Origin of the sequence: Salmonella sp. SJTUF15591, assembly GCF_043356435.1 — a bacterium.
Taxonomy (GTDB): domain Bacteria; phylum Pseudomonadota; class Gammaproteobacteria; order Enterobacterales; family Enterobacteriaceae; genus Salmonella; species Salmonella enterica.
Genome location: NZ_JBEUJO010000006.1, coordinates 190928 through 214257, shown reverse-complemented (window position 1 = coordinate 214257; position 23330 = coordinate 190928). Strand labels below are relative to the sequence as shown.

General features: G+C 50.3%; 23 protein-coding genes and 4 pseudogenes. 10 read left to right on the top strand and 17 right to left on the bottom strand.

The annotated features are described in order from the left end of the window. Window positions 1–36 precede the first annotated feature (36 nt). Window positions 37–228, top strand: a complete 192-nt coding sequence (locus ABVM99_RS15855) for a YebW family protein (protein ID WP_000457838.1) — start codon at window positions 37–39, stop codon at window positions 226–228. A gap of 18 nt (window positions 229–246) precedes the next feature. Here ABVM99_RS15855 and pphA read toward each other — a convergent pair whose 3' ends face one another. From pphA to sopE2, 3 genes are all read right to left on the bottom strand, one after another. After that, window positions 247–897: a protein-serine/threonine phosphatase gene (gene pphA, locus ABVM99_RS15850; RefSeq protein ID WP_023194964.1), complete on the bottom strand. Its 651-nt coding sequence runs from the start codon at window positions 895–897 to the stop codon at window positions 247–249. A 224-nt stretch (window positions 898–1121) separates the two neighbouring features. Further along, window positions 1122–1286 (bottom strand): hypothetical protein, encoded by a 165-nt coding sequence (locus tag ABVM99_RS15845; RefSeq protein WP_001134854.1) that lies wholly within the window; start codon window positions 1284–1286, stop codon window positions 1122–1124. Window positions 1287–1570: 284 nt separating this feature from the next. After that, entirely contained in the window at window positions 1571–2293 is a 723-nt protein-coding gene (gene sopE2, locus ABVM99_RS15840; RefSeq protein ID WP_001648994.1) for an SPI-1 type III secretion system guanine nucleotide exchange factor SopE2, read from the bottom strand. 683 nt (window positions 2294–2976) lie between these two features. Here sopE2 and ABVM99_RS15835 point away from each other — a divergent pair. Next, window positions 2977–3372, top strand: a complete 396-nt coding sequence (locus tag ABVM99_RS15835) for a DUF1398 domain-containing protein (protein WP_000422887.1) — start codon at window positions 2977–2979, stop codon at window positions 3370–3372. Between the two features lie 328 nt (window positions 3373–3700). Beyond that, window positions 3701–4177 (top strand): hypothetical protein, encoded by a 477-nt coding sequence (locus ABVM99_RS15830; protein ID WP_023194965.1) that lies wholly within the window; start codon window positions 3701–3703, stop codon window positions 4175–4177. Window positions 4178–4564: 387 nt separating this feature from the next. On the opposite strand, the gene ABVM99_RS15825 is transcribed toward ABVM99_RS15830, so the two are convergent. Further along, window positions 4565–4984: a GNAT family N-acetyltransferase gene (locus ABVM99_RS15825; protein WP_023205587.1), complete on the bottom strand. Its 420-nt coding sequence runs from the start codon at window positions 4982–4984 to the stop codon at window positions 4565–4567. Window positions 4985–5354: 370 nt separating this feature from the next. Here ABVM99_RS15825 and ABVM99_RS15820 point away from each other — a divergent pair. Next, window positions 5355–5623, top strand: a pseudogene (locus ABVM99_RS15820) (hypothetical protein). Window positions 5624–5788: 165 nt separating this feature from the next. Further along, window positions 5789–5929, top strand: a complete 141-nt coding sequence (locus tag ABVM99_RS15815; RefSeq protein WP_031607419.1) for a hypothetical protein — start codon at window positions 5789–5791, stop codon at window positions 5927–5929. A gap of 145 nt (window positions 5930–6074) precedes the next feature. On the opposite strand, the pseudogene ABVM99_RS15810 reads toward ABVM99_RS15815, so the two are convergent. The 3 genes and pseudogenes from ABVM99_RS15810 to sspH3 form a co-directional block, all read right to left on the bottom strand. Next, window positions 6075–6603: pseudogene (locus ABVM99_RS15810) on the bottom strand (transposase); the annotation flags it as partial. 6 nt (window positions 6604–6609) lie between these two features. Next, window positions 6610–6711 (bottom strand): annotated as a pseudogene (locus ABVM99_RS15805) (DUF4113 domain-containing protein); the annotation flags it as partial. A gap of 33 nt (window positions 6712–6744) precedes the next feature. Then, window positions 6745–9165 (bottom strand): type III secretion system effector SspH3, encoded by a 2421-nt coding sequence (gene sspH3, locus ABVM99_RS15800; RefSeq protein WP_052938253.1) that lies wholly within the window; start codon window positions 9163–9165, stop codon window positions 6745–6747. Window positions 9166–9426: 261 nt separating this feature from the next. Here sspH3 and ABVM99_RS15795 point away from each other — a divergent pair. Next, a pseudogene (locus ABVM99_RS15795) lies at window positions 9427–9780 on the top strand (tyrosine-type recombinase/integrase); the annotation flags it as partial. A 382-nt stretch (window positions 9781–10162) separates the two neighbouring features. Here ABVM99_RS15795 and ABVM99_RS15790 read toward each other — a convergent pair. Genes ABVM99_RS15790 through yobA form a run of 3 tightly spaced genes read right to left on the bottom strand, consistent with a single transcriptional unit; the run spans window position 10163 to window position 11783 of the window. Continuing rightward, window positions 10163–10516 carry a YebY family protein gene (locus tag ABVM99_RS15790; RefSeq protein WP_000722368.1) on the bottom strand — a complete coding sequence of 118 codons (354 nt, stop codon included), beginning with the start codon at window positions 10514–10516 and terminating at the stop codon, window positions 10163–10165. Between the two features lie 16 nt (window positions 10517–10532). Next, a complete protein-coding gene (copD, locus tag ABVM99_RS15785; RefSeq protein WP_017441953.1) occupies window positions 10533–11408 on the bottom strand; it encodes a copper homeostasis membrane protein CopD in 876 nt (291 codons plus the stop codon). Next, window positions 11409–11783, bottom strand: a complete 375-nt coding sequence (gene yobA / locus ABVM99_RS15780; protein ID WP_000168393.1) for a CopC domain-containing protein YobA — start codon at window positions 11781–11783, stop codon at window positions 11409–11411. Between the two features lie 137 nt (window positions 11784–11920). Between yobA and ABVM99_RS15775 the strand changes: the two genes are divergently transcribed. The 3 genes from ABVM99_RS15775 (at window position 11921) to exoX (ending at window position 13637) form a co-directional block, all read left to right on the top strand. Next, window positions 11921–12151: a DNA polymerase III subunit theta gene (locus ABVM99_RS15775; RefSeq protein ID WP_000856224.1), complete on the top strand. Its 231-nt coding sequence runs from the start codon at window positions 11921–11923 to the stop codon at window positions 12149–12151. A gap of 107 nt (window positions 12152–12258) precedes the next feature. Continuing rightward, a complete protein-coding gene (locus tag ABVM99_RS15770) occupies window positions 12259–12915 on the top strand; it encodes a carbon-nitrogen hydrolase family protein (RefSeq protein ID WP_000100257.1) in 657 nt (218 codons plus the stop codon). 23 nt (window positions 12916–12938) lie between these two features. Beyond that, complete coding sequence (gene exoX / locus ABVM99_RS15765) at window positions 12939–13637, top strand: exodeoxyribonuclease X (RefSeq protein ID WP_000944282.1); 699 nt, start codon at window positions 12939–12941, stop codon at window positions 13635–13637. Between the two features lie 34 nt (window positions 13638–13671). Here the strand turns inward: exoX and ptrB are convergent, their stop codons facing one another. The 4 genes from ptrB to yebG all read right to left on the bottom strand — a co-directional run bounded on the left by ptrB (window position 13672) and on the right by yebG (window position 17400). Further along, the gene (gene ptrB, locus ABVM99_RS15760; protein WP_000936991.1) at window positions 13672–15723 is read right to left on the bottom strand and encodes an oligopeptidase B; all 2052 of its coding nucleotides are present in this window, start codon (window positions 15721–15723) and stop codon (window positions 13672–13674) included. A gap of 212 nt (window positions 15724–15935) precedes the next feature. Continuing rightward, entirely contained in the window at window positions 15936–16595 is a 660-nt protein-coding gene (locus tag ABVM99_RS15755) for a tellurite resistance TerB family protein (RefSeq protein WP_000024707.1), read from the bottom strand. Window positions 16596–16688: 93 nt separating this feature from the next. Then, entirely contained in the window at window positions 16689–17042 is a 354-nt protein-coding gene (gene yebF / locus ABVM99_RS15750; protein ID WP_001042123.1) for a protein YebF, read from the bottom strand. Between the two features lie 67 nt (window positions 17043–17109). Further along, on the bottom strand, window positions 17110–17400 hold the full coding sequence (gene yebG, locus ABVM99_RS15745) for a DNA damage-inducible protein YebG (RefSeq protein WP_000257723.1): 291 nt from the start codon (window positions 17398–17400) through the stop codon (window positions 17110–17112). A gap of 130 nt (window positions 17401–17530) precedes the next feature. On the opposite strand from yebG, the gene purT reads away from it, so the two are divergent. Continuing rightward, complete coding sequence (purT, locus tag ABVM99_RS15740) at window positions 17531–18709, top strand: formate-dependent phosphoribosylglycinamide formyltransferase (RefSeq protein WP_023195530.1); 1179 nt, start codon at window positions 17531–17533, stop codon at window positions 18707–18709. Window positions 18710–18808: 99 nt separating this feature from the next. Here the strand turns inward: purT and kdgA are convergent, their stop codons facing one another. From kdgA to zwf, 3 genes are all read right to left on the bottom strand, one after another. After that, window positions 18809–19450 (bottom strand): bifunctional 4-hydroxy-2-oxoglutarate aldolase/2-dehydro-3-deoxy-phosphogluconate aldolase, encoded by a 642-nt coding sequence (kdgA, locus tag ABVM99_RS15735; protein WP_000800497.1) that lies wholly within the window; start codon window positions 19448–19450, stop codon window positions 18809–18811. A 37-nt stretch (window positions 19451–19487) separates the two neighbouring features. Continuing rightward, the gene (gene edd / locus ABVM99_RS15730; RefSeq protein WP_023195529.1) at window positions 19488–21299 is read right to left on the bottom strand and encodes a phosphogluconate dehydratase; all 1812 of its coding nucleotides are present in this window, start codon (window positions 21297–21299) and stop codon (window positions 19488–19490) included. A gap of 234 nt (window positions 21300–21533) precedes the next feature. Next, window positions 21534–23009 carry a glucose-6-phosphate dehydrogenase gene (gene zwf / locus ABVM99_RS15725; RefSeq protein WP_000301711.1) on the bottom strand — a complete coding sequence of 492 codons (1476 nt, stop codon included), beginning with the start codon at window positions 23007–23009 and terminating at the stop codon, window positions 21534–21536. Window positions 23010–23330 lie beyond the last annotated feature (321 nt).

Below are 23330 nucleotides of genomic sequence, written 5' to 3'. Positions count from 1 at the left end.
ACACTATCGTGTAAAGTAGTTAACATTGAGGATGTAATGTTCGCGCTGGTACTTTTTGTATGTTACCTGGATGGAGGATGCGAGGATATTGTCGTGGACATCTACGATACCGAGCAGCAGTGTCTTTATTCGATGGACGATCAACGGATTCGCCATGGCGGCTGTTTTCCGGTAGAGGATTTTATCGACGGCTTCTGGCGACCTGCGCAGCAATATAGCGATTTTTAACCCTGGTCGCTGATACCGCTATTGTATCCGCGCTAACGTCAATTGCCCGCCAAATACCGCGCCCGTATCAATATAGTGTACGTTGGCGAAATCCATGCGCCGACGCAACGGCGTATGGCCAAACCAAAAATGATCGGCACCGCTAATCCCGCCGCGCTTATTTATGAGTCGTTCGCGGCTCCAGAGAACCTGATGTAAATCGACCTTTTTTTGCCATTGATAGGTTGACGCGGGGTAATCAGCATGAGCGATCACATGCGTGCTATGGCGGCAGCGAACTTCCAGTATCCAGGGCAGCCGCTGACAAAGGATAAAAAGCGCTTCAGCTTGCGCAACGTGTTCAGCCGTCAGGCGGGTAAACCAGTCGCCACCATTCATCAACCACAGCGTCGACTGCGATGAGGCCCGCGCATCCAGCGCCATTTGTTCATGATTGCCGCGAACCGCCGTCATCCAGGACTCACGCAGTAAAGCCAGGCAACCCAGGCTGTCCGGGCCTCTATCAATGAGATCGCCCACAGAAACTAACAAGTCTTGTTGCGGATCAAATCGACACTCACGTAACCTTTTCATTAACATTGAAAAACAGCCGTGAATATCGCCGACCACCCAGACATGCCGCCAATTCTTTGCCTCTATTCGCTGATAAATCTCTTCAGGCCGCATCATGTTTTTCCTGTCGTTCATTACCCAGGACAGATATAAAAAGATAGCGTGTGCAGATTTTTTTTGCTTAGTAAACGTGCTCTGTTGTAAATAGCGAATTTCATCAGTAGTGAGTAAATGCTTTGTTATCACCGCACTAAAATATAACTGGCTGCGCCAGGGGAGTATTATCCCCTGGCGCAGCGAGCTACTCACTATCGCCTGTTCACCTTCAATATTCTTCCTCCTTAAAAGCATGCCAAAAACATAAACCACATATCGACACCACAGACTTCAGCACACTCTTGAGCTGAGTGAGTTGCAAGGCAAACCAGCGCCAATGCAGGTGTCGTTACCGTGGCGACCATCACCCCCACAAACAGGAGCAGCATAATTTTTTTTAAAGGCGGCATAACCTCTCCTGACAGTTAACAGACCATTAATCCTTATCGAGACATCATCCGTGCGCGGGTATCATAGACTTAACAACACGCAGCGTTACAAAAAAAACTGTCTGGTTATGTAGGTATTTAGGGTAATAACAATTATTTTAAGATTTAAGGGTATCCATTTTATTTTTATATTAAAATAAAGATGGCGACGTTTTGTTAAAAGCGTCGCCATAAAAATGAATATATACTTTCAGAAAATCTGCTATTAATTTATATGGTTAATAGCAGTATTGTGTTTGCTATCTTCAGGAGGCATTCTGAAGATGCTTATTCGCAATATTTTCTATAGTTAACTGAAATTGTTGTGGCGTCGGCATCGTCCCCTTATTAAACAGCGGCGCAACCTCTTTCATAACGATTTTCTCAGCATACGCTTTAAAAGACACCTGCTGATTATGATTTATAAACATATGCGGATATTTAATGCTCGCTGCAGCAATGAGGGGGACGACAAAAGGATTCGCTCCTGCCCCACCTGGAGTAAATACGCCGTTTTTTATCTCCCCAGGTAGCCCCGCATTCTGCGCAGCCTCTCCTATCTCTTTCAGAAAGGGGGTAATACTGACCCCTTTACTGATGAGTAATTTACAACAGTGATCTTTATTATTACTGTACACGGCTGATAACATGGCTTCGCATGTCTGACGAGCATAGGCCGGATCTTTACTCGCATTACCTTTGATATCCAGGCTATTGAGCTTTTGCAGCATAAAATCTTTAACAGTTTTACTGGTTAATACTGCCCTACCCTCAGAGGCGTTCCCACGATGAAAATGGGTAGTCGGTATGTCTGTTTGCAGATGCAGGCTAAAGCGATCTGACAGACTCGTCGACAGGCTGATAAAGCTATTTCTAACGGCAGTAATACTTTTTGCAAAAATGTCCTTTTCCGTTGTTTTTTCTTTTACTGGTTCAACGTCACTTCTATGGATTCTGTAGTGCTGGGTGGATAGTGTTATATTAGTCACGGTAGTTCTCCTTTTAGATAACTATGCATAGCTACACTTTATTTATATTTCTTGCTTTCAAAAAATAGCCACCTTCTCCACAACCATTTTTACTCATTGATCTGTATAAATTTTATTTTCCTGATGAATTTTGTTCTTCTGTCACTTAGCCTGTTTTTTTTCGGCACAAGGTGATCGACTTTTATCGAGGAACATTTTTATCGGGACAATCCTGAACAGGCAAAACATCACTTCAATTCAACTGCTGCGTCACACAAAACATTCATGAATATTATTATTTATGCTGATGTTGTTACGATTTTGCCCCCATTCAAACGCTGACTGTCAGTTATCCTGCCAGCGAGTTAGCTGCTTTTTCAAAACCTATAAAGTCTCCACGCCAAACCTCTCCACCACTGTAATCCTTATCTAAATATCAATTAATTAACTGATTTTTATATATTATGACTTTTCATGGCGTTCAGAAAAACTACAAATAAAATGGATTGACTCATCTATTAGTGGTCAAAAAAACGCGCTACGAGAAATAATCAGTAACAATTGCGACACTATTCCAATCATAACGTAAACTATATGATACCAGGTGATTATTATTGCTTTTAGGTAACATCTTTGTATGGCTGCTTTTAAGTAACAATACTCTAACACAACATATAACATTATAACTTACAATAGGTTAACAAATGGAATTGCAGCTTATGCTTAACCACTTTTTCGAGCGCGTCAGAAAGGATGCAAATTTCAACGCATTTCTAATCGATCTGGAATATAATAATATCGCTTATTACATCTATTTTGTTGCTACCGGTAATGTGAAAATTATCACTCATGCAGGCCACTTCATTTCTATTAAAAGCAATAGAAAGCTGATTAAAGTCAATTCAACACCGAATACGCAATTAATAAAATTGACTTCAGCCAAACACTTTTCGGGGGAGCATTCCTATGAAAAATACTGTACCGATCTGGCAACAGCAGGCGTTTTTAAATGGATTGTGGAATTAAACCAAAAAACTCGACAATACTGGTCGAAAGACAACCAATTATTATATATAGAAAATGTGGTCATGCCGCTTTAACAAGCCAGGGTAATAATAGCGTCAGTCGTGACATCCGGCGTGTTGCGACTGCGGGTTATCCATTTAGAGACCATAATGAGAGTCTGACTGCGAGAGTTACCCTGTGCAGTCCGACCGACGCAGCAACGTTTGACACGATGCTCGACAACAGCATCTCCTGATGCAGGAGAAATGATATTCAAAGCGATATCGACTAAAAGCTCAAAATATTTGCCTGCTATTTATATTCTATCTAATTAATACCCTCCAGGAAGTGTGGCATAATTGCAGAATCTGTCAGGATTCCGGGAACATACCGGAGCGTAATCGAAAAACCATCTGGAGATGTATGAGCAAGGATGAAATCAGTTATCAAATTCTTTACCGGTACTCTCTGGAAAAGCTATACAGTACTCTTACCAGAAGAGTAGATAACGTGCTGTCATTCGCCCTCGTTTTTCTCGGGGTCGGCGTCACCATAAACGTCGGGAGTCCCTTTATTCTGGGGCCAGGCATTGTGGGTATCGCCATACTAAAAAGAGTACTCCGCTTCGGCACGCGATCAGCACAGGCCGACCGGCAGTCCCGCGCCTGGCTGAAACTTTTTAATACTCAGCACCGCTTTCCTTCAGATAAAACACTGTTCCTTGCCTTCACATCGCTTGAGCAAGGCGCGAGCGAAGTATGGTCCATGCTTATTGGTCCTGCCATCGTCATGACTGAGACCGCCCTCGGAAAAACGCCCATTGAGCCATTGACGGCGGGTGAAAAACTCTGCGCATTTTTGAGTGGCGCGACGAAATCCCAGCCAGCAGATCGCAATTGACCTGTCTTCTAAACGCCTGCGCCATACCACAGAGATTTAGTATAAAATTAATTAATGGAGTACTAACGCTGTCAGCAGGTTTCTCTGAGTGAAAGATTCGTATTATACGCACAGCCCAGTTTACAGTTTATATAACAGCGCTATATGTTTTTGTATCCGTACCATGCCGCCTACAAGCGGCTGTCTGAGTACCTCTAGCCGTGCCAGGGGGTATTAGCTCAAATGTGAGCTGACATATCTATGGCACAGCGCCAAACCTAATCTGACTGTCCGCCCTGTGCCAGAAGCGGACGCTGAACATGGTGTGTACAGGCCAACAATACGATATATTTTAAAGCTACCTGATTGCAGCTTTCATAAGGCTAGGGGTATTCAAATGCAGCAAAGCTATAAATCAGGCTTAATTAAATAATGCCTTTGCGAACCTACTTTAGGAAAGTCCGGTAGCGACATTTGAAGTATATAACCCTGTTTTTCATAAAAAGGGAGAGCCTGGAAGCTAAAGGTATCTACAAGTCCATGAACACAGCCTTTGCGCAAACCTTCTTTTTCGGCCATCTCCATAAGTTTGCTCCCCAGACCGCAGCTCCTTGCAGATTCACTTACCCAAAGATAGTCGATGCAGAGCCACGGACCTTTTCTGTCAGCAATTAATCCGCCTACCATTTCGCCGCTTTCGTTTCTGCAGTAGACCCCAAGCTGCCCATTTTTACTAAAATCGACGAACTGAGCATTGTAGCTTCTTAATCCGGCTAATAGTTCTTCTTTATCAAATTCAGTAACTTGATGTGTAATTTGAATGTCCATACATATCCAATTGAACAAGTTTGCATTTGGAATATAACGTTATAAATAAGTTAATTAAATGTATCAATAGAAAGTTTATTTTTACTCCTGCGGGACAGGTCACGTCCGCTACTCGCTTAAAGCAAACTGTCAGTTGGAGTCTGAGCTGGTACAATTAATGTGCCACTGGTTAGAAATCAGTAATACGATTTTATCAGGCTGATGCTCTGGCCTGTCAGGATTTGAGGTATCCACCCGGTTTACCAGCCCCCTGTATTTGGCACCAGTGGAACCCACTTCCCGATCCAGGATATCCAGTACCCACCACCGAACCTTTTTCCCCAAAAGACCTGAGCAACCTCAAGCGCCTTGTCTGGATGATAACCACGGTATGAAGTTTGATAACGCGTGGAATCAGGGCGTTTGGTACGCTCTCCGTTCAGCAACTGGACGCCCTTCTCCCCAGCCTTTCAGCGTTGAAAATTTGCCAGCGCTGGGTGAAAAGTGTAGGCGAATTATGAAAATCACTTCTGCCGTTTATACTTCGAAAAGACGTTATCAAAAAAGTGGTTCGCAAGCGCGGAGTTATTAAACCTTTACTTAACGAAAGACGCTTTAAGTTGCTTGAATTGCAGCAGAAAGAAAACGACGGCTTGCTGATGCTGGACAAATTAAGCAAGCATGGCATCAATGGACTGATACGCCGTCAATAAAAGGAAGGGTGCATGGACGATCCCGTCACATCACCAATCACAACAGAAGAGCACAAAACAACATTTCACAGCGTAAAGGATAAAACACGATGCCATTTTCAATCAAACACATATGTTCAGGCCCAAAAGGACACTACCCAGAAATCTCCGGACCTATACAGAACAAGCCAGTACCGAGGAATTGCACACTGACCTCAACAACATGCGATATACAGAGCTATACAGTATTCAGCAGATGGTCCTGCAGTTATGAAATGCGCCCACCCGGTGCAGAAGAAAGAACCCCACGACTAAAACTTTCAGCAACGGAGCTCTTATGGCTATCTAAAACAATAGAAACAGAGAGGTGCAACACAAAAGAATGAGCCTGTCAGTAATTCTGTGTAACTGCCCAGTTATTAAAGGTGATCGTTCAGGCGGTCACCGAATTCGATAATAAAACGGCTCATCGCCAGCCGCCAGTTCTGGATCGGCCTACTCCATTTTTTCGACGCATACTTGATTGCCAGATAAATAACTTTTCGTACTGAGTCATCCGTCGGGAACACCTTGCGTTTCTTAATCGCGGCACGGATCACGCAGTTCAGGGATTCGATTGCGTTTGTCGTATAGATGGCCTTGCGGATATCCGGCGGATAACTGAAGAGCGTATTGAGGTTTTCCCGGTGCGCACGCCAGCTTTTGCTGATTTGCGGATATTTATCGTCCCGGACTTTCGCGAACGCATCCATCGCCATCAGTACCGCATCTTCGGCCGGGCCTGAGGCCGCTGGTGGCGGCTTTGTAGTCTTTCCAGGACACGTATTTCAGGCTGTTACGCACCATATGAATGATGCACAGCTGGATATGGGTCTGCGGGAAGACGCTGTTTATCGCACCCGGGAAGCCCTTCAGACCATCCACACAGGCAATCAGGATGTCCTGAACATCAGGACGAAGCAGGTCTTCATAGCGGGTGGTGTACCGAGGCGAAAGCATTTCTCGCTTCATAGCCCACTGTTGCGGCATCCCCTGCCCGGCGAAGTACAACGTCCCCCATTCGCCTGGCGCGGTGAATATCATGTTCAGTTAAGGCGCTAGATAGCTACCCAGCATCTCCTCCACAAGAGGTCGCAGGCCATCCAAAAATGTCTTTTTCGCGCTCTCCATCGCTCTTGCTCCGATAGTGCGCTCTGCATCGGTATTACCGACAAGCCCAAACGGTCTCAGCTCTGTGTCAGACAGCATCCGGTACGTTTCCTCATAATCCGATATTTGCTTTTCACGAAGCGCGTTAACGCGTTCCGGCGCTTTGCGCTCCAGCACGCTGTGTAACGGCCCCCACTGCAGTATCCACTCCCTGAGCTCGCTTTTTTCAGCGGCTTTCACCTGAAGCTCCGCAGCCTGAAGGTCTGAAACCGTCACGCCGGATACGCCAAAGAAACGCATTTCTGCCGTCACGCTGGTCAGCCCGAGTGCTTTCTTCAGCTTATTCTGATACGCCAGATAGACTTCAACATCATCGGCCAAGGCCAGCATTCCGGCCTTTTCCCGGGCAATCTGTTCCAGTTTTTCCAGACGGAACATCTCACGCCCCGTGGCAACCAGCGCCGCGAGATTGTTATCGTATTGCCCTTTTTCTGCATCATGTACCAGTTGTACGTTCTTCATCTGGTGCAGAGCAAGTGTGACCCGATCCTGGCAGCTTGCTGTTGCCTCTGTTGCCATGGCAAAGGTTTTTGCTCTCAGCGCCTCATCTTCAGCCAGTTGTACCAGCCAGGACGATATCTGTGCCTTAAACCCCGCGTCCTTCATGAAGTTTTCCGTCTCACTCAGTCTGTCCAGGAAGAGGCTGAAGGCAGCAGCGTTATCTTCCTGTCCGAACATATGCCATCTGTCTGCAGGAGCCGGTTCGCCCTCCCGGGCAGGCACCAGCCAGCCAGCGGCCGCCAGGTGCAGTGCCCGGGCTTCCCGGGGGGCTGAGGCTCCCGCCATATCGAATAGTATCCTGGGGCCTGAATAGCCTGGCGCGCTGGTGATCTCCCGCAGCGCCTGCAGAGTGCGTTCAGACAGAGGATTGCCTTCCAGATTTACGCTTGCCTCTGAAGACAGACCCGTGATGCTTTCCGGCAGGCGGGTCAGTTGGTTATTGCGGGCATACAACCGTTGTAGGCCTGACGGCAGCGCCGGCAGGCGGGTCAACTGTGGGTTAGCATCAACCGACAGCGTCTGCAGTCCTTCCGGCAACGGCGGCAGGCGGGCCAGTTGTGGATTGCGATCGAGCGTCAGCAACTCCAGTCCTGCCGGCAACAGCGGCAGGCTGGTCAGTTGATTATCTGATACCGACAGCACCTGTAGTCCTGCCGGCAACGGCGGCAGGCTTGTCAGTTGGTTACCTGCTACTAACAGCCTCCGTAGTCCTGCCGGCAACGGCGGCAGGCGGGTCAGTTGATTACCTGCTACCGACAGCATCTGTAGTCCTGCCGGCAACGGCGGCAGGCTGGTCAGTTGGTTACGTGCTACCGACAGCATCTGTAGTCCTGCCGGCAACGGCGGCAGGCTGGTCAGTTGGTTACCTGCTACCGACAGCGTCTGTAGTCCTGCCGACAACGGCGGCAGACTGGTCAGTTGGTTACCTGATACCGTCAGCACCACCAGTCCTGCCGGCAATGGCGGCAGGCTGGTCAGTTGGTTATCTTCGACAGTAAGCACCTCCAGTCCTGACGGCAACGGCGGCAGGCTGGTCAGTTGGTTATCTTCGACAGTAAGCACCTCCAGTCCTGACGGCAGCGTCGGCAGGCTGGTCAGATAATTATTATGAGGAATAACCAATGTTGTTATATGCGCTGGTAAACAGTCTGGTAAGGCGGTAAGGCCTGACTCTCCCACATTAAGCTCTCGACTGCCGTTATTCAGGCAGGTACATATTCTCTGTACCGTCGCAGCACGACCGCGTAACTCTTCTGCTGGCGCAGCCCCCTTCCATTCTGACCAGACAGCATCATACTCTGCTGGTGTCTGTGGAGCCGCCGGAGCCGGAAGGGGGGATACCTGGAGTGTCCCGGATGCCCCTTCCGCATGTTCTGTACATTCCTCTCCCTGTTCTATGTCCATGGTGAAGCGATATGTTTCATTGTGCCCCTGGCAATTCACGGTATAGTTCCCGGCGTCATCAAGGGTGACCGACAATATCTCCTGGTTGTCTGCATCCAGGATACAGAAGTGGCTTTCCCCGTGGCGGCCGGAGTGAATGCTTTCCTCGTATCCGGCATACACGAGCATCCTGAGCTGTTCAAATCTGCTGACTACATCCTCCCGCGTCGTTCCGACCGAAGGGTGGCAAATCGTCCAGATACATTCCTGCGCTTCAGTCTGGTGCGTTGAGCAGAAAAACTCCTTAATTTTTTCCCATAAGCTCATTTCAGGCGGGGTTGCAGATTGGGCTATACAGTTAATACGAAGATTAGTAATTGTGGCGGGAAGACATCCGCGTCCAACATGCAAGGGCATAATAAAAAAAACTTTATAAATTTACACATAATGTCTGCTGGCGGACATCCTCTTTCCCTGGTCTTAATTTCACAATAAGGTTATCGACGGATTCATGGTCGTCCTGCCATGGCGGGCTTCAGTAGGTGCAGAAGAAAAATCCGTTATGATGACCGGATGGCGGGACTGTCATTTTGCAGCTAAAGGTGTCGATTTTTTCAGGGGCGCTTTCTACGATGACCAGATCATCCGGCATCAGCGCCCGGGCGTTCAATTTTGGCAGGCAGATCCCTGACCCTTGAGGCGCCAGGGTTACGTCCGGGAACGGTTATCGATCGCTGCCGGCTGGTAAGCAGAACCGATTTCATGATCAGTGCAGGAATCAGGAAAAATAGCCCGACCGGGAATATTCATCCGGATGGATTGACAAAGACATTTGTAAAAGCAAGAAAAGCCTCCGGTGTTAACTTCAGCAATAATCCACCGACATTTCACGAGATCCGAAGTCTGGCCGGGCGGCTGTACAAAAACGAGCACGGCGAGGTGTTCGCCCAAAAACTCCTGGGCCACACATCAGCGAACACCACGAAACTCTATCTCGATGAGCGTGATGATAAAGCTTATATGATGCTCTAATACTCCAATTTTCCTTGTGAAATAAATGTTAAATTTAATTTGATTGTGATATAACCAAAAAGACCGGAATACAGAAATTCGGACAAATTTCGGACATTTTCGGACAAGCGTTTTTAATTGTTTGATTTGTAAGGAAAATAAAAAGAGACCGAATACGATTCCTGTATTCGGTCCAGGGAAATGGCTCTTGGGAGAGAGCCGTGCGCTAAAAGTTGGCATTAATGCAGGCTAAATCGCCTTGCCCTTTAAGAATAGATGACGACGCCAGGTTTTCCAGTTTGTGACGAAGGTGATTGAAAAAACCTGGCGTTTTGTCTGTCATCAGAGATAAAAAAACCGTAAGCCTTTTCGTGAAGGTTTACGGTTTTTTATTAAAAATCAGTCAGCTATTGGATGGATCACAAAGCTTTTGCGCACGTTCGATAAACGGCGCCAGACTCATTTTCTCACCGGGCTTCGCCGGGTTATCGATTTGAATGACGGCAATAGGCTGAGCGCGCGTTTTACCCTCCGCTACTTGCTGTTCGGCAATGGCATTCAAGGGATACTGCACCAGCGTACTGGGGTTGATCACATAGAGCGCCTGGCCAGGCCGACAGGTCAACATGACCTCTTCCCGATTAAACGCCCACTTGTCTTTTCCTACTTCAAAACGACTTACGGTAATCACCTGCGGCGCCGCCAACGCTACGCCCGAAGTGGCCAGCAGAAGCGCCGGAAGGAGTATTTTTTTCATTCGTTATGCCAGTCCATCAGAAAGGTTCGAGGGTTGCAAACAGGCTGACGATCGCCAGAACTATGCCTCCAACTCCCCATTCAATTTGCGTCATCCTGACAAACCATAGGTCAGTCCGGGGATTTTCCTGTCGCATACGTGGTACGAGAACATACCGATTCGTCAGCGCAATTGCTACCATAAGCACCACCAGCGCACATTTTAACAAAAGCAACTGTCCATAGGTGGTCTGCCAGATAGCGGTAAATCCCGTGATAAATAGCGTGTTGCCAATGCCTGTGAGCAGTACGCCCGCCACAAAAAAGTGACCATAACGAGAAAAACGCATCATGGCGCTAATGGCATGTTGACGCCAGCGTCCCTGAGCCATGCGCATACAATAAACCACTGGCAACAGCCCACCAAACCAGGCTGCGGCACAGAGTAAATGCAGAGCATGGTTAATCTGCTGTAATGTTCCCGCTACACCGTCGCGCATCGTCGCATGTCCAACGCCTGCCAGCAGGATAAACTGAGCAACGGTGAGAATAAGAAGCCGTCGTTGCATTTTTACCGGCGCAATGACTACCACCGCCAGCGTGACCAGCGCGAGGATAATTTGCCATATCCAGACCGCGCCAAAGCGGGTTTGCAATACCGCGCCCCACACCGAGACGGAAAAAACATCGGGCCAGCCGCCGCCCATCAGTCCGCCCTGAATCGCCAGCATAAAAGCCGCGCTGATAACGCTCCAGGCGGCAGCATGTCGTTGCAGATGTAAAAATCGACGCGTCATTAAACGACGAATTGATGCGGGTGCCAGCCAGGCGCCGTAAAGCGCGCAGCCGTAGACCAACATCAAACTAGCAAAATGAATAAATCGGAGAGTTATCCAGACGAATGTCAGCATCATTTATTTCACGCTGAAGGTGTATTTCCCTTTTGTTTTATGTCCATCCACCGACACAACGTGCCAGTCTACCGTGTAAGCGCCAGATTTTAACGGCTGCTCAAGCGGGATAATCAACTGCGTTTTATCCTGTTCATTTCGCTTTGCCGGGCGCGTTTTGATGAGCTCTTGCTGAGGGCCAGTAATGGTTGCGCCGCTGAACCCTGGCTCAATCCCTTCAGAAAAGTTCAGGGTCAGCGCCTGTGGCGAGGCCGTAACGGCAGCATTCGCCGCTGGATACTGATGCGTCAGGTGCGCATGTGCCCAGGCCGCTGGCGTCGCAAATGTCGATGCCAGCAGCAGTAAAGCTAAACGTCGCGATGGTGCAGAAGAAGCCATATTCACTATTCCTTTTTGTTATACCTACGTTACAAAGAATAACCTTCAACAATCAATGAGTCGAGGATCATCATTTCCATCTTGCCATTACCGCGGACTCTTAGTACCTTCTGGCGGCAACAAAAAAGGAGACGCGTATGAAAACGAATCTGGCTCAGCTTGAACAAGCGGAAATGGATAAAGTCAATGTGGACCTGGCGGCAGCCGGGGTGGCATTTAAAGAGCGCTACAATATGCCAGTTGTCGCGGAGGCGGTCGAACGTGAGCAGCCAGAGCATCTACGCGCCTGGTTTCGTGAGCGGCTGATTGCCCATCGTCTGGCTTCCGTATCACTATCCCGACTCCCTTACGAACCCAAAGTTAAATAAAAATTATATAACGTTACACTTCCTTACATGCAGACGACTACATTATAAGGCGATTCTTAACCTATGCTTTTTAGAATGGCTGTAGAGACTATGAAAAGGAAGTCATTATGTCCTCCTGGAAAATTGCTGCTGCGCAGTATGCGCCCTTGAACGCCTCGCCGGCGGAGCATGTCGCCCATCATCTGGAATATATTGAGCTTGCGGCTCGTCAACAGTGCGAACTGCTGGTCTTTCCGTCGCTGTCGCTATTAGGCTGCGACGAAAGAAATAAATCGTTGCCCGCCCCGCCTGACGAGGCGCTTTTACAGCCGCTCACTCATGCGGCCGATACCCACCATATGACTATCATTGTGGGTATGCCTGTTGAGCATAACTGCCGCTTCGTAAAAGGCATCGCTATTTTTGCCCCATGGCTAACGTCGCCGCTCATGTTTCACAAAAGTCATGGCGCCTGTATTGCCAGGCAGCGAAGCGCTATCAACGTGGTGGATGAGCAGCCAGAAGGTGGTGATATAGATCCCTCATTTACGTTATTCACAACCAGTCAATGTCTTAACGAACCTGAGCTCCATGCTTCTACCTCACGCTTACAACGTTTTTCGCATAAATATGCGCTGGCCGTACTGATGGCCAATGCCTGTGGCAGTAGCGCGCTGTGGGATGAAAGCGGGCAACTTATTGTTCGTGCCGATTGCGGTTCGCTATTACTGACGGGCCTGCGCACAACGGAGGGTTGGCAAGGCGATATCATTCCATTACGCTAAGGTCTTTCGGTGAGGAATGAATCATGTTGCGGATTATAGACACGGAAACCTGCGGGCTGCAGGGCGGGATCGTAGAGATAGCCTCTGTTGATGTCATTGATGGCAACATTGTCAATCCCATGAGTCACCTGATACGCCCCGATCGCCCTATTACGCCGCAGGCGATGGCGATACACCGTATTACCGAAGCCATGGTCGCCGATAAGCCGTGGATTGAAGATGTCATACCGCTTTATTACGGTAGTGAGTGGTATGTCGCTCACAATGCCAGTTTCGACAGACGCGTATTACCTGAATTGCCGGGTGAGTGGATCTGTACCATGAAGTTGTCGCGACGCCTGTGGCCGGGAATAAAATACAGCAATATGGCGCTCTATAAATCGCGCAAACTAAGCGTACAAACGCCGCCGGGGCTGCATCATCACCGGGCGCTTTATGATTGCTATATCACCGCCGCCTTGCTGATTGATATTATGCGAACCACCGGCTGGACCGCGGAAGAAATGGTCAATATCACGGGCCGTCCTGCGCTGTTAACCACTTTCCCGTTCGGTAAATACCGCGGTAAGGCGGTATCTGAAGTCGCAAAACGCGATCCGGGCTATTTACGCTGGCTTTTTAATAACCTTGATAATATGAGCCCGGAACTTCGCCTGACGCTTAAACACTACCTGGAAGATGTTCAGGCTGGCGAGCAACGCAGCAATGGAACACCACAATAACCCGCGACGCTCACAAGCCGTTGCGGGCGCGCATCTATGCGCTATGTAAGGTTCCCTGCGCCAGGCCGATTAAAAAGGCGAACTCCAGCGCGACGCCTTCGTAGGATTTAAACCGCCCCGACTTACCACCGTGCCCGGAGTCCATATCCGTACATAACAGCAGCAGACGTTGGTCCGTTTTTAGCTCGCGTAATTTTGCCACCCACTTCGCCGGCTCCCAGTATTGCACCTGGGAATCGTGCAATCCTGTCGTCACCAGCAGGTGCGGATAGTCCTGCGCTTTGACATTGTCATAAGGACTATAGCTTTTCATATAGTCATAATACTTAATATCCTGCGGGTTCCCCCACTCTTCAAACTCTCCTGTCGTTAGTGGGATCGACTCATCCAGCATCGTGGTTAATACATCAACAAAGGGTACCTGGGCAATAACGCCGTGGAAAAGCTCGGGGCGTTCGTTGATAGCGACGCCCATTAGCATTCCGCCCGCACTCCCGCCCATCCCATAACACAGCGACGGCGAACCGTAACCCAGTTTTAATAAGGCATCGCAGGCATCAAGATAGTCATTAAAAGTATTCCGCTTTTTGAGGAATTTACCATCTTCATACCACTGCTGCCCCAGCTCACCGCCGCCGCGAACGTGTACGATTGCGTAAACAAAACCACGATCCAGCAAGCTCAGTCGGCTGCTGCTGAAGTCGGCGTCAATACTGGAACCGTAAGATCCGTAGCCGTAAACCAGAAGCGGATTTTGCCCTTTACGAAAATACTTCTGATGATAAACCAGCGATACCGGCACTTCGACACCGTCGCGTGCGGTGATCCACAGGTGTTCGCTCTGATAACAGCCAGAATCAAACCCAGGCACTTCCGTCTGTTTAAGTACCCGTCGCTCTCCGGTATCCATATCCAGTTCAAACAAGGTATCTGGCGTCGTCATTGAAGAATAGCCGTAACGCAGCCGGGAGGTCTCAGGTTCGGGATTATAGGCAAGCCAAGTCACGTAAGCCGGATCGTCAAAGGCGATGCCTATCACTTCACGGGTTTTACGGTTAATTTGCCGCAGGCTGGTAAGCCCCCGTTGACGCTCTTCGACCACTAACCAGTCGGTAAACAGGGTAAACCCTTCCAGCATAATATGCTCGCGCGGAGGGATCAGCTCTTCCCAGGCGTTTTCATTGCGCACGCGGGTACGGTACAACCCAAAGTTTTTACCGTTCCGGTTAGAACGCAGGTAAAACTTATGTTGATAGTGATCGAGACTATATTCGTGGTCTTTGCGGCGCGGTAAGAATGAAAACGGCTCGGCATCGGCCAGTTCCGCGTCAAGTAATAGCACTTCGCTAGTGGTGGCGCTGGCAAGATGAATTACCACATAATGCTGCGAAGTGGTTTTATGCAGGCTGACATAAAAGGTGTCGTCTTTCTCTTCATATACCAGTTCATCTTGCGATGACGGAGTGCCAATCGTGTGCCGCCAAACCTGATAGGGCAGCAGCGTCTTCTTATGCTTACGCACATAGTAAAGGGTCAGGGAATCATTGGCCCAGACAAATTCAGGCGCAACGTTATCCAGCAGTTCCGGATACCAGTTACCGCTTTCGAGGTTACGAAAACGCAACCCATACTGACGACGGGATAAATAATCTTCTGCCAGCGCCATGATGGTATTATCCGGCGTAATGGCAAGTCCGCCGAGCGTATAAAATTCGCTGTGCGCGGCCCGCTGGTTCGCATCGAGCAAGGTTTCCCACACATCCCACTCTTCGCTTAACGCCGATTGTCGTTGATAGATGGCATATTCGCAGCCGGGTTCATAGATATAACGGTAGCGATAGCCATTTTTCACATACGGAGCGGAAACTTCTCTGGGCGGGATACGATCGATAATTTCTTTTAGAATGCGGTCCTGTAACGCCTGCTGAGAGGACATGACCTTCCGGCCATACTCATTTTCCTGATGCAGGTAATCAAGGACTTCCGGCTGCGAGCGAGTGTCATCTCGCAGCCAGTAATAATTATCAATGCGCGTATCGCCATGTACGGTCATGGCATAGGGAATTCGATTGGCTTTTGGCAACATGTCGTTTTTTCTTTTGCGTTAATATTTGTTATATATCACGCGGCAAACACAGCGGCGTAGCATGGTAGTCCCGGTCGCTCACCTCGGTAAGCGCCTGAGATGTCACTGCTTCGCCGCTATCCTGCAACATGAATGACGTAAACTATCCATCCTATAAGGGTGGCAAAAGACACGCATGATGCAAGCGAAACATGTTACTTAATGGCAGGTTATCAGCCTGGTAGCGCCTGTTTTTGCTGCTGCAAGTCCTGCTCGATACCGTCCCGAACCTCCTGAGGAATTTTTAGTGCGTCTCCTAACGCATTCAGATAGCTACGTTCCATAAAGTGGTCAATATCAATGGCGGCGCAGCTCAGGAAGTAGATTTCCAGGGCTTCTTCTTCATTACGAACGCCCTGTGCCAGACGTTGTGGATCAAGCGGCTGCTCAATAGCTTTCTCGATAAACACACGCCCTTGCTCTTCAACACCTGACTCTCGCAGTTGGTGCTCAATCGCCGCGCGTTCTTTGGCATCAATATGCCCATCGCTTTTTGCAGCAAAAACCAGCGCCAGGATCAGTCGCTCAGTGCGAACATCCAGCGGCGTACTTTGGCTGCCGAATTGCGGCTCCCCCTGATGCGCGGCGCGTACTTTATCTTTGTACTTATTCCACAATACGGAACCCGCCACCGCGCCGCCGCCCACCAGCAAAGCGCCAGTACCGTATTTGGTTAATAATTTGCGCGAAGACTTATTGGCGACCAACAGTCCAGCCAGACCGCCCAGCGCGCCGGGAACCAGCAGTTTATTTAACCCCTGTTCACCGGAAGGCGATGCGGAAGCGCCTTTTTGCCCAAGAAGTGATTGTAATTGGTTCAACCAGTTAGCCATAGTACCCCTCAAATACAGACCAATAATGGTCAAGCGTACCTGAGGGGATGTCAGGAATTGTCTGTTCCGGCAAAAGAAGCGCAAATTACGCTGCTAGCGGGGCTTATATTCCGCCTTGCCGGCTTTGCAATCAACGATAACCTGATAATGAATATCGGCACTTTTACCGCGAACGGTTAGCGGAACTGTCCATTTATCATTTTGACCTACAACGTCCTGCACATTAACCCACGCGACCGGGTCAGCCTGCCCGACCTTTTTTTGGTCGTCTGCCCACCGCACGATACGATTTTGCTGGTAGTCGCGCTTCACGCTTGCCGCAATCCCGGCGGCATCCAGCCCTTCGCACTGCGGAAACTTAACCGATTTACTCTCGGTGGATGCCGCAAATGCCGATACGCTGGCGGATAACAACAGCAGGCTCAACAACGCTCCTCTTTTATTCATACTTTTCTCCTTAGCACAATGATTCAGGAAAAGCATGGTACAAAACGCCGGGAGCGCAAGTGTGGGTTCAGGCGGCTTGCTTTTTCGTTTTACTCGCGGCGTCCTTTTCAACCGCCTGCGGAGAAGGCAACTTACCGGTTTTGAGGATAGTGCTTAGCACCTCTTTATGTTCCGCCAGCCACAGCGACAACGCCTCGCGCTGCCCATCTTCCAGCACGACTGGCGACTGCTCAAGCCAGGTATCAAGAAGATCGGCAGTATCGAGCATTTTGTCCCAGGCGTCGGCTTCCTTTTTACTGGTAAATGACATCTTCTCCTCACCCTCGCGAATGACTACGTATTTAACTTCAACCGCCATTTTGCAGCCCCTTATTTACCTGTGTTTATATACAGTATATTGCAAGGTGGCAAGAAAAGCAATCTATTCGAAAAGACATACGCAAACGTTTTCGTATATACTGCGCGCAGGTAAATAAGGGGACAGAAATATGACGCTATTAGGCACTGCGCTGCGTCCGGCAGCAACGCGGGTGATGTTATTAGGGGCAGGAGAATTGGGAAAAGAGGTGGCGATTGAATGCCAACGCCTGGGGATCGAGGTTATCGCCGTCGATCGCTATCCTGATGCGCCCGCCATGCATGTGGCTCACCGTTCACACGTCATTAATATGCTGGACGGCGAGGCGCTACGTCATGTGATAACAGAGGAAAAACCGCATTATATCGTGCCGGAAATAGAAGCGATCGCCACGGATACGCTGCGCGAGCTGGAGGGCGAAGGACTGAATGTCGTGCCTTGCGCCCGTGCAACGCAGCTCACGATGAACCGCGAAGGGATCCGTCGCCTGGCCGCAGAAGAATTAGGTCTGCCGACATCGACGTATCGCTTTGCCGACAGTGAGGCCAGTTTTCATGATGCGGTAGCCGCAGTGGGTTTTCCTTGCATCGTCAAACCGGTCATGAGCTCTTCCGGCAAAGGCCAGAGCTTTATCCGCTCGGCCGAACAGCTCGCGCAGGCATGGGAGTATGCTCAACAGGGCGGACGCGCTGGCGCGGGTCGCGTGATTGTGGAAGGCGTGGTTAAATTTGATTTTGAAATTACGCTGCTCACCGTTAGCGCCGTCGATGGTGTGCATTTCTGCGCGCCGGTCGGTCATCGTCAGCAAGATGGCGACTATCGCGAATCCTGGCAGCCACAGCAAATGAGCGAACTGGCGCTGAAGCGGGCGCAAGAGATTGCCCGCCATGTGGTACTGGCGTTAGGCGGTCATGGACTGTTCGGCGTTGAACTCTTCGTCTGTGGCGATGAAGTCATTTTCAGCGAAGTCTCCCCTCGCCCGCACGATACCGGAATGGTCACGTTGATTTCTCAGGATCTCTCTGAGTTTGCGCTGCATGTGCGCGCCTTTCTGGGAATGCCCGTAGGCGCTATTCGCCAGTATGGTCCCGCTGCCTCGGCCGTGATTCTGCCGCAGCTTACCAGTCGAAATGTGACGTTTGATAATGTACACGCGGCGGTAGGAGCCGGAGTACAGGTACGGCTGTTTGGTAAGCCTGAGATCGACGGCACCCGTCGTCTTGGTGTAGCGTTAGCGACAGGTGAAAACGTTGAAGAAGCGGTGATAAGAGCGAAAAAGGCCGCCAGCCGCGTGACGGTAAAAGGCTAATGCGTCATCGCCTGATGGCGACGTTAGCGCATTTTTATCAGGCCTGCCAGATCGCCACTCGTAAGCCCGATAAGCAAGCGCCATCGGGCATTTAACGGCTTACTGCTTCGCGCCTTCTACCGCTTCGCGCGCCAGTTTGGTGATGCGATCGTAATCACCCGCTTCCAGCGCGTCAGCCGGCACCAGCCAGGAACCGCCGATGCACAACACGCTTTTCAGCGCCAGATAGTCACGATAGTTTGCCGGAGAGATGCCGCCGGTTGGGCAGAAACGTACCTGAGAGAACGGACCGGCAATCGCCTGCAACGCTTTAGTGCCGCCATTCGCTTCCGCCGGGAAGAATTTGAACTCTTTCAGACCATAGTCCATGCCCAACATCAGTTCAGAAACGGTGCTAATACCGGGAATCAATGGGATAGTGCCTGCCGTCGCGGCTTTCAGCAGTGGCTCAGTCAGTCCCGGGCTAATCGCAAACTGCGCGCCCGCTTCCGTCACCTCCGCCAACTGCTGCGGATTGAGAACGGTTCCGGCGCCGACAATCGCTTCCGGTACTTCTTTAGCGATAGCGCGAATAGCATCCATCGCGCAGGCCGTACGTAAAGTCACTTCCAGAACGCGAACGCCCCCGGCCACCAGCGCTTTAGCCATCGGCACCGCGTGCTCCAGTTTATTGACTACAATGACCGGGACAACCGGGCCGGTGGTCAGGATTGCTTCTGCACTTGTTTTCCAGTTTTTCATCGGAATTCTTCTCTCGCCTGATTACTAGTGTGTCATCTTAAAAAGTGATACAGGTTGCGCCCTGCTCCGCACCCGACAGCTTTTCGCGCAGCGCGCCAAACAACTCACGCCCCGTTCCGACGCGCGACGCGCTCAGGGCCGGAATATGAGGCTGACGAGCGGCAAGTTCCGCCTCGTCGACCAGCAGAGTTAACTCACCTGTCTGCCCATTCACGCGAATGATGTCGCCATCGCGCACTTTTGCCAGTAAGCCGCCATCGTAGGCTTCCGGCGTTACGTGGATAGCTGAAGGCACTTTACCCGAAGCGCCTGAAAGTCGTCCATCAGTAACTAACGCGATTTTGAAACGGCGGTCCAATAATACACCAAGTGGCGGCATGAGTTTATGTAATTCTGGCATTCCATTCGCTTTTGGTCCCTGATGACGCACGACAACGACACAATCCCGGTCAAGCAGGCCCGCGTCAAACGCAGGCAGCACATCATGCTGACTTTCAAATACCATGGCAGGCGCTTCAATGATCTGGTTTTCAACCGGTACCGCAGACGTCTTCATTACTGCGCGCCCCAGATTACCGCTTAGCACCTTAGTACCGCCGTGAGGAGAGAACGGCTTATCAAAAGAGGCAATGACATCGTTATCCAGTGACCTTTCCGCGCCTTCACGCCAGTCCAGCTCGCCGTTGTTGAGCCAGGGCTCCAGCGTATAGCGTTTCAGGCCGAAGCCTGCGACAGTATTAACGTCTTCGTGCAGCAATCCGGCATTGAGCAGCTCACGCATCAATACCGGTACGCCGCCCGCCGCCTGGAAGTGGTTAATGTCCGCCGGACCGTTCGGGTACAGACGCGCCATCAACGGAACCACTTCCGACAAATCCGAGAAGTCATCCCAGTTGATCAGAATGCCCGCCGCGCGCGCCATTGCAACCAGATGCATGGTGTGGTTGGTGGAACCGCCGGTAGCCAGCAGCGCGACAATGCCGTTCACCACGACTTTTTCGTCGATCATTTTACCGAGCGGCATCCACGTATTGCCGTTGCCGGTAAGACGTGTTACCTGACGTGCGGCAGCGGCAGTCAATGCCTCGCGCAGCGGCGCATCCGGATGCACAAACGAAGAACCCGGCAACTGCATTCCCATAAACTCCACCACCATCTGGTTGGTGTTGGCGGTGCCGTAAAATGTACAGGTGCCCGGCGCATGGTAAGAGGCGGCTTCTGACTCCAGCAGCGCCATTCTGTCTACTTTTCCTTCCGCATATAGCTGACGAATACGGACTTTTTCTTTATTCGGCAGGCCGCTCGCCATCGGGCCTGACGGAACAAAAATCGCGGGTAAATGACCAAAAGAGAGCGCGGCCATCGCCAGCCCCGGAACGATTTTGTCGCATACGCCGAGGAATAACGCGCCGTCAAACATATTGTGAGAGAGGCCTACTGCTGCCGACATCGCTATCACTTCGCGGCTGAGTAATGACAACTCCATGCCATCCTGCCCTTGTGTAACGCCATCGCACATTGCCGGTACGCCGCCTGCGACCTGACCTACCGCATTCACGGAATGCAGGGCCTGACGAATAATCTGCGGATAATGTTCATACGGTTGATGCGCAGAGAGCATGTCATTGTAGGAGGTAATAATGGCGATATTATTGCGCAACATACTTTTCAGCGAGGCTTTGTCCTCTGGCTGACAGGCGGCGAAGCCATGCGCCAGGTTGCCGCAGGCCAGTTGAGAGCGGTGGACCGTGGCGGTTTTCGCCTGCTCAATGCGGGCAAGATAGGCTTTTCGGGTCTGCTGCGAGCGTTCGACAATGCGCTGTGTTACGCGTAACAAATTAGGATTCATAGAGGCTCCTGAAATTTATCTGTCCGGCTACCGGGTTTACCATGCGTTTCATCAATGTGGAAAGACAGTAAAATACATGATGTCCGGGGATAATGGGGCAAAATCGTTTCAGGCAGTGTAATAAAAAAAGCCTCGCAGGTGAATCCACACGAGGCTTAAAAGTGCAAAAATGATTCTACAATCTGTGTTAGATCATGTTACCGGTAAAATACCACCTAAGAGTGAGTGGCAAATTTACTCAAACTCATTCCACGAACGACCGTCACGGGTAATCATCGCCACGGACGCTACCGGTCCCCAGGTGCCCGCCTGATACGGCTTCGGCGCGTCGTTGTCCATCGCCCATGCTTCGGTAATGGAGTCCACCCACTTCCAGGCTTCTTCCACTTCGTCACGGCGGACAAACAGCGCCTGAATGCCACGCATCGTTTCCAGCAGCAGGCGTTCATATGCATCCGCCAGGTGCGTCTGATTAAAGGTCTCGGAGTAGCTCAGATCAAGCTTCGTGATCTGCAGATTATGCTTATGATCCAGCCCCGGTACTTTGTTAAGTACCTGAATATCTACGCCTTCATCCGGCTGCAGGCGAATCGTCAATTTGTTCTGCGGCAGGTCTTGCCAGGACTCTTTAAAGAGGTTCAGTTCAGGCGTCTTGAAATAAACCACGACTTCAGAGCACTTGGTTGGCAGACGCTTGCCGGTACGCAGATAGAATGGCACGCCCGCCCAACGCCAGTTATCGATGTCGACGCGGATAGCGACAAAAGTTTCGGTGTTGCTGCTTTTATTCGCGCCCTCTTCTTCCAGATAGCCCGGCACCTTTTGCCCCTGCGCAAAGCCCGCGGTGTATTGACCACGAACCGTTTTTTCACGCACGTTGGAGCGATCAATACGGCGCAGCGATTTCAACACTTTGACTTTTTCATCGCGAATACTGTCGGCGCTCAGGTCAGACGGCGGTGACATGGCAATCATGCAGAGAATTTGCAGCAAGTGGTTCTGGATCATATCGCGCATCTGACCGGCCTGGTCAAAATATCCCCAGCGCCCTTCAATCCCCACCTCTTCCGCTACGGTAATCTCAACGTGATCGATAGTGCGGTTATCCCAGTTATTAACGAATAACGAGTTGGCAAAACGCAGCGCCAGCAGGTTGAGAACCGTTTCTTTGCCCAGATAGTGGTCGATACGATACACCTGGCACTCTTCAAAGTATTCGCCGACCCGATCGTTAATCTCACGCGAGGTCGCCAGCGAAGTACCCAACGGTTTCTCCATCACGACGCGCGCTGGTTTGGCGTTGAGTTTAGCCTCCCCTAACCCTTTGCAAATAGCGCCAAACGTGCTGGGCGGCATCGCAAAATAGTTAATGGTGGTGCGGTTTTTTTGATCCAGCATATCGCCCAGGCGACTAAACGCAGGCGTATCGTTCACGTCAAGATTACAAAAATCCAGACGGCCGCTCAGCGTATCCCACAAGCCTTCATCAATTTTTTCCTTCATGAAGGTTTCCAGCGCCTCACGCACGACGTGGGTATAAGCTTCTTTATCCCAGTCCGCGCGCCCCACCCCAATGATCCGGGTATCCGGATGGATCTGGCCGGCTTTCTCAAGCTGATACAGGGAAGGCAGCAGTTTCCGGCGCGCCAGGTCGCCTTTCGCGCCGAAAATGACCAGGTCACATGCCTGGGCTGTTTGCGTTACCGCCATGTCATTCTCCTCAGTTAATCTCCTGGTACTTTAGCCAGGATATCGTTGTAATTTTATTACACAGCACTGTACTGCTTTTACGAGATTACGGAAACCGTAAACGCCTTTTCATAGGTGAACCGGCGTTTGATTGGCAATATAATCGGCAAAACGCCTAATAAAATTGTCGCTTTTCCACACAAGCTGGAACTTAAAATCCGACGTCGGTCATGTAATGAAAAAAAACGACACCTTTTTTAGCCATTTTGCCCCCTTTGACAGCCGCCAGGAGTAATATCTAACAAAACGCGCTCGGTTTCGCGCATCATTGAAATCGCTAAT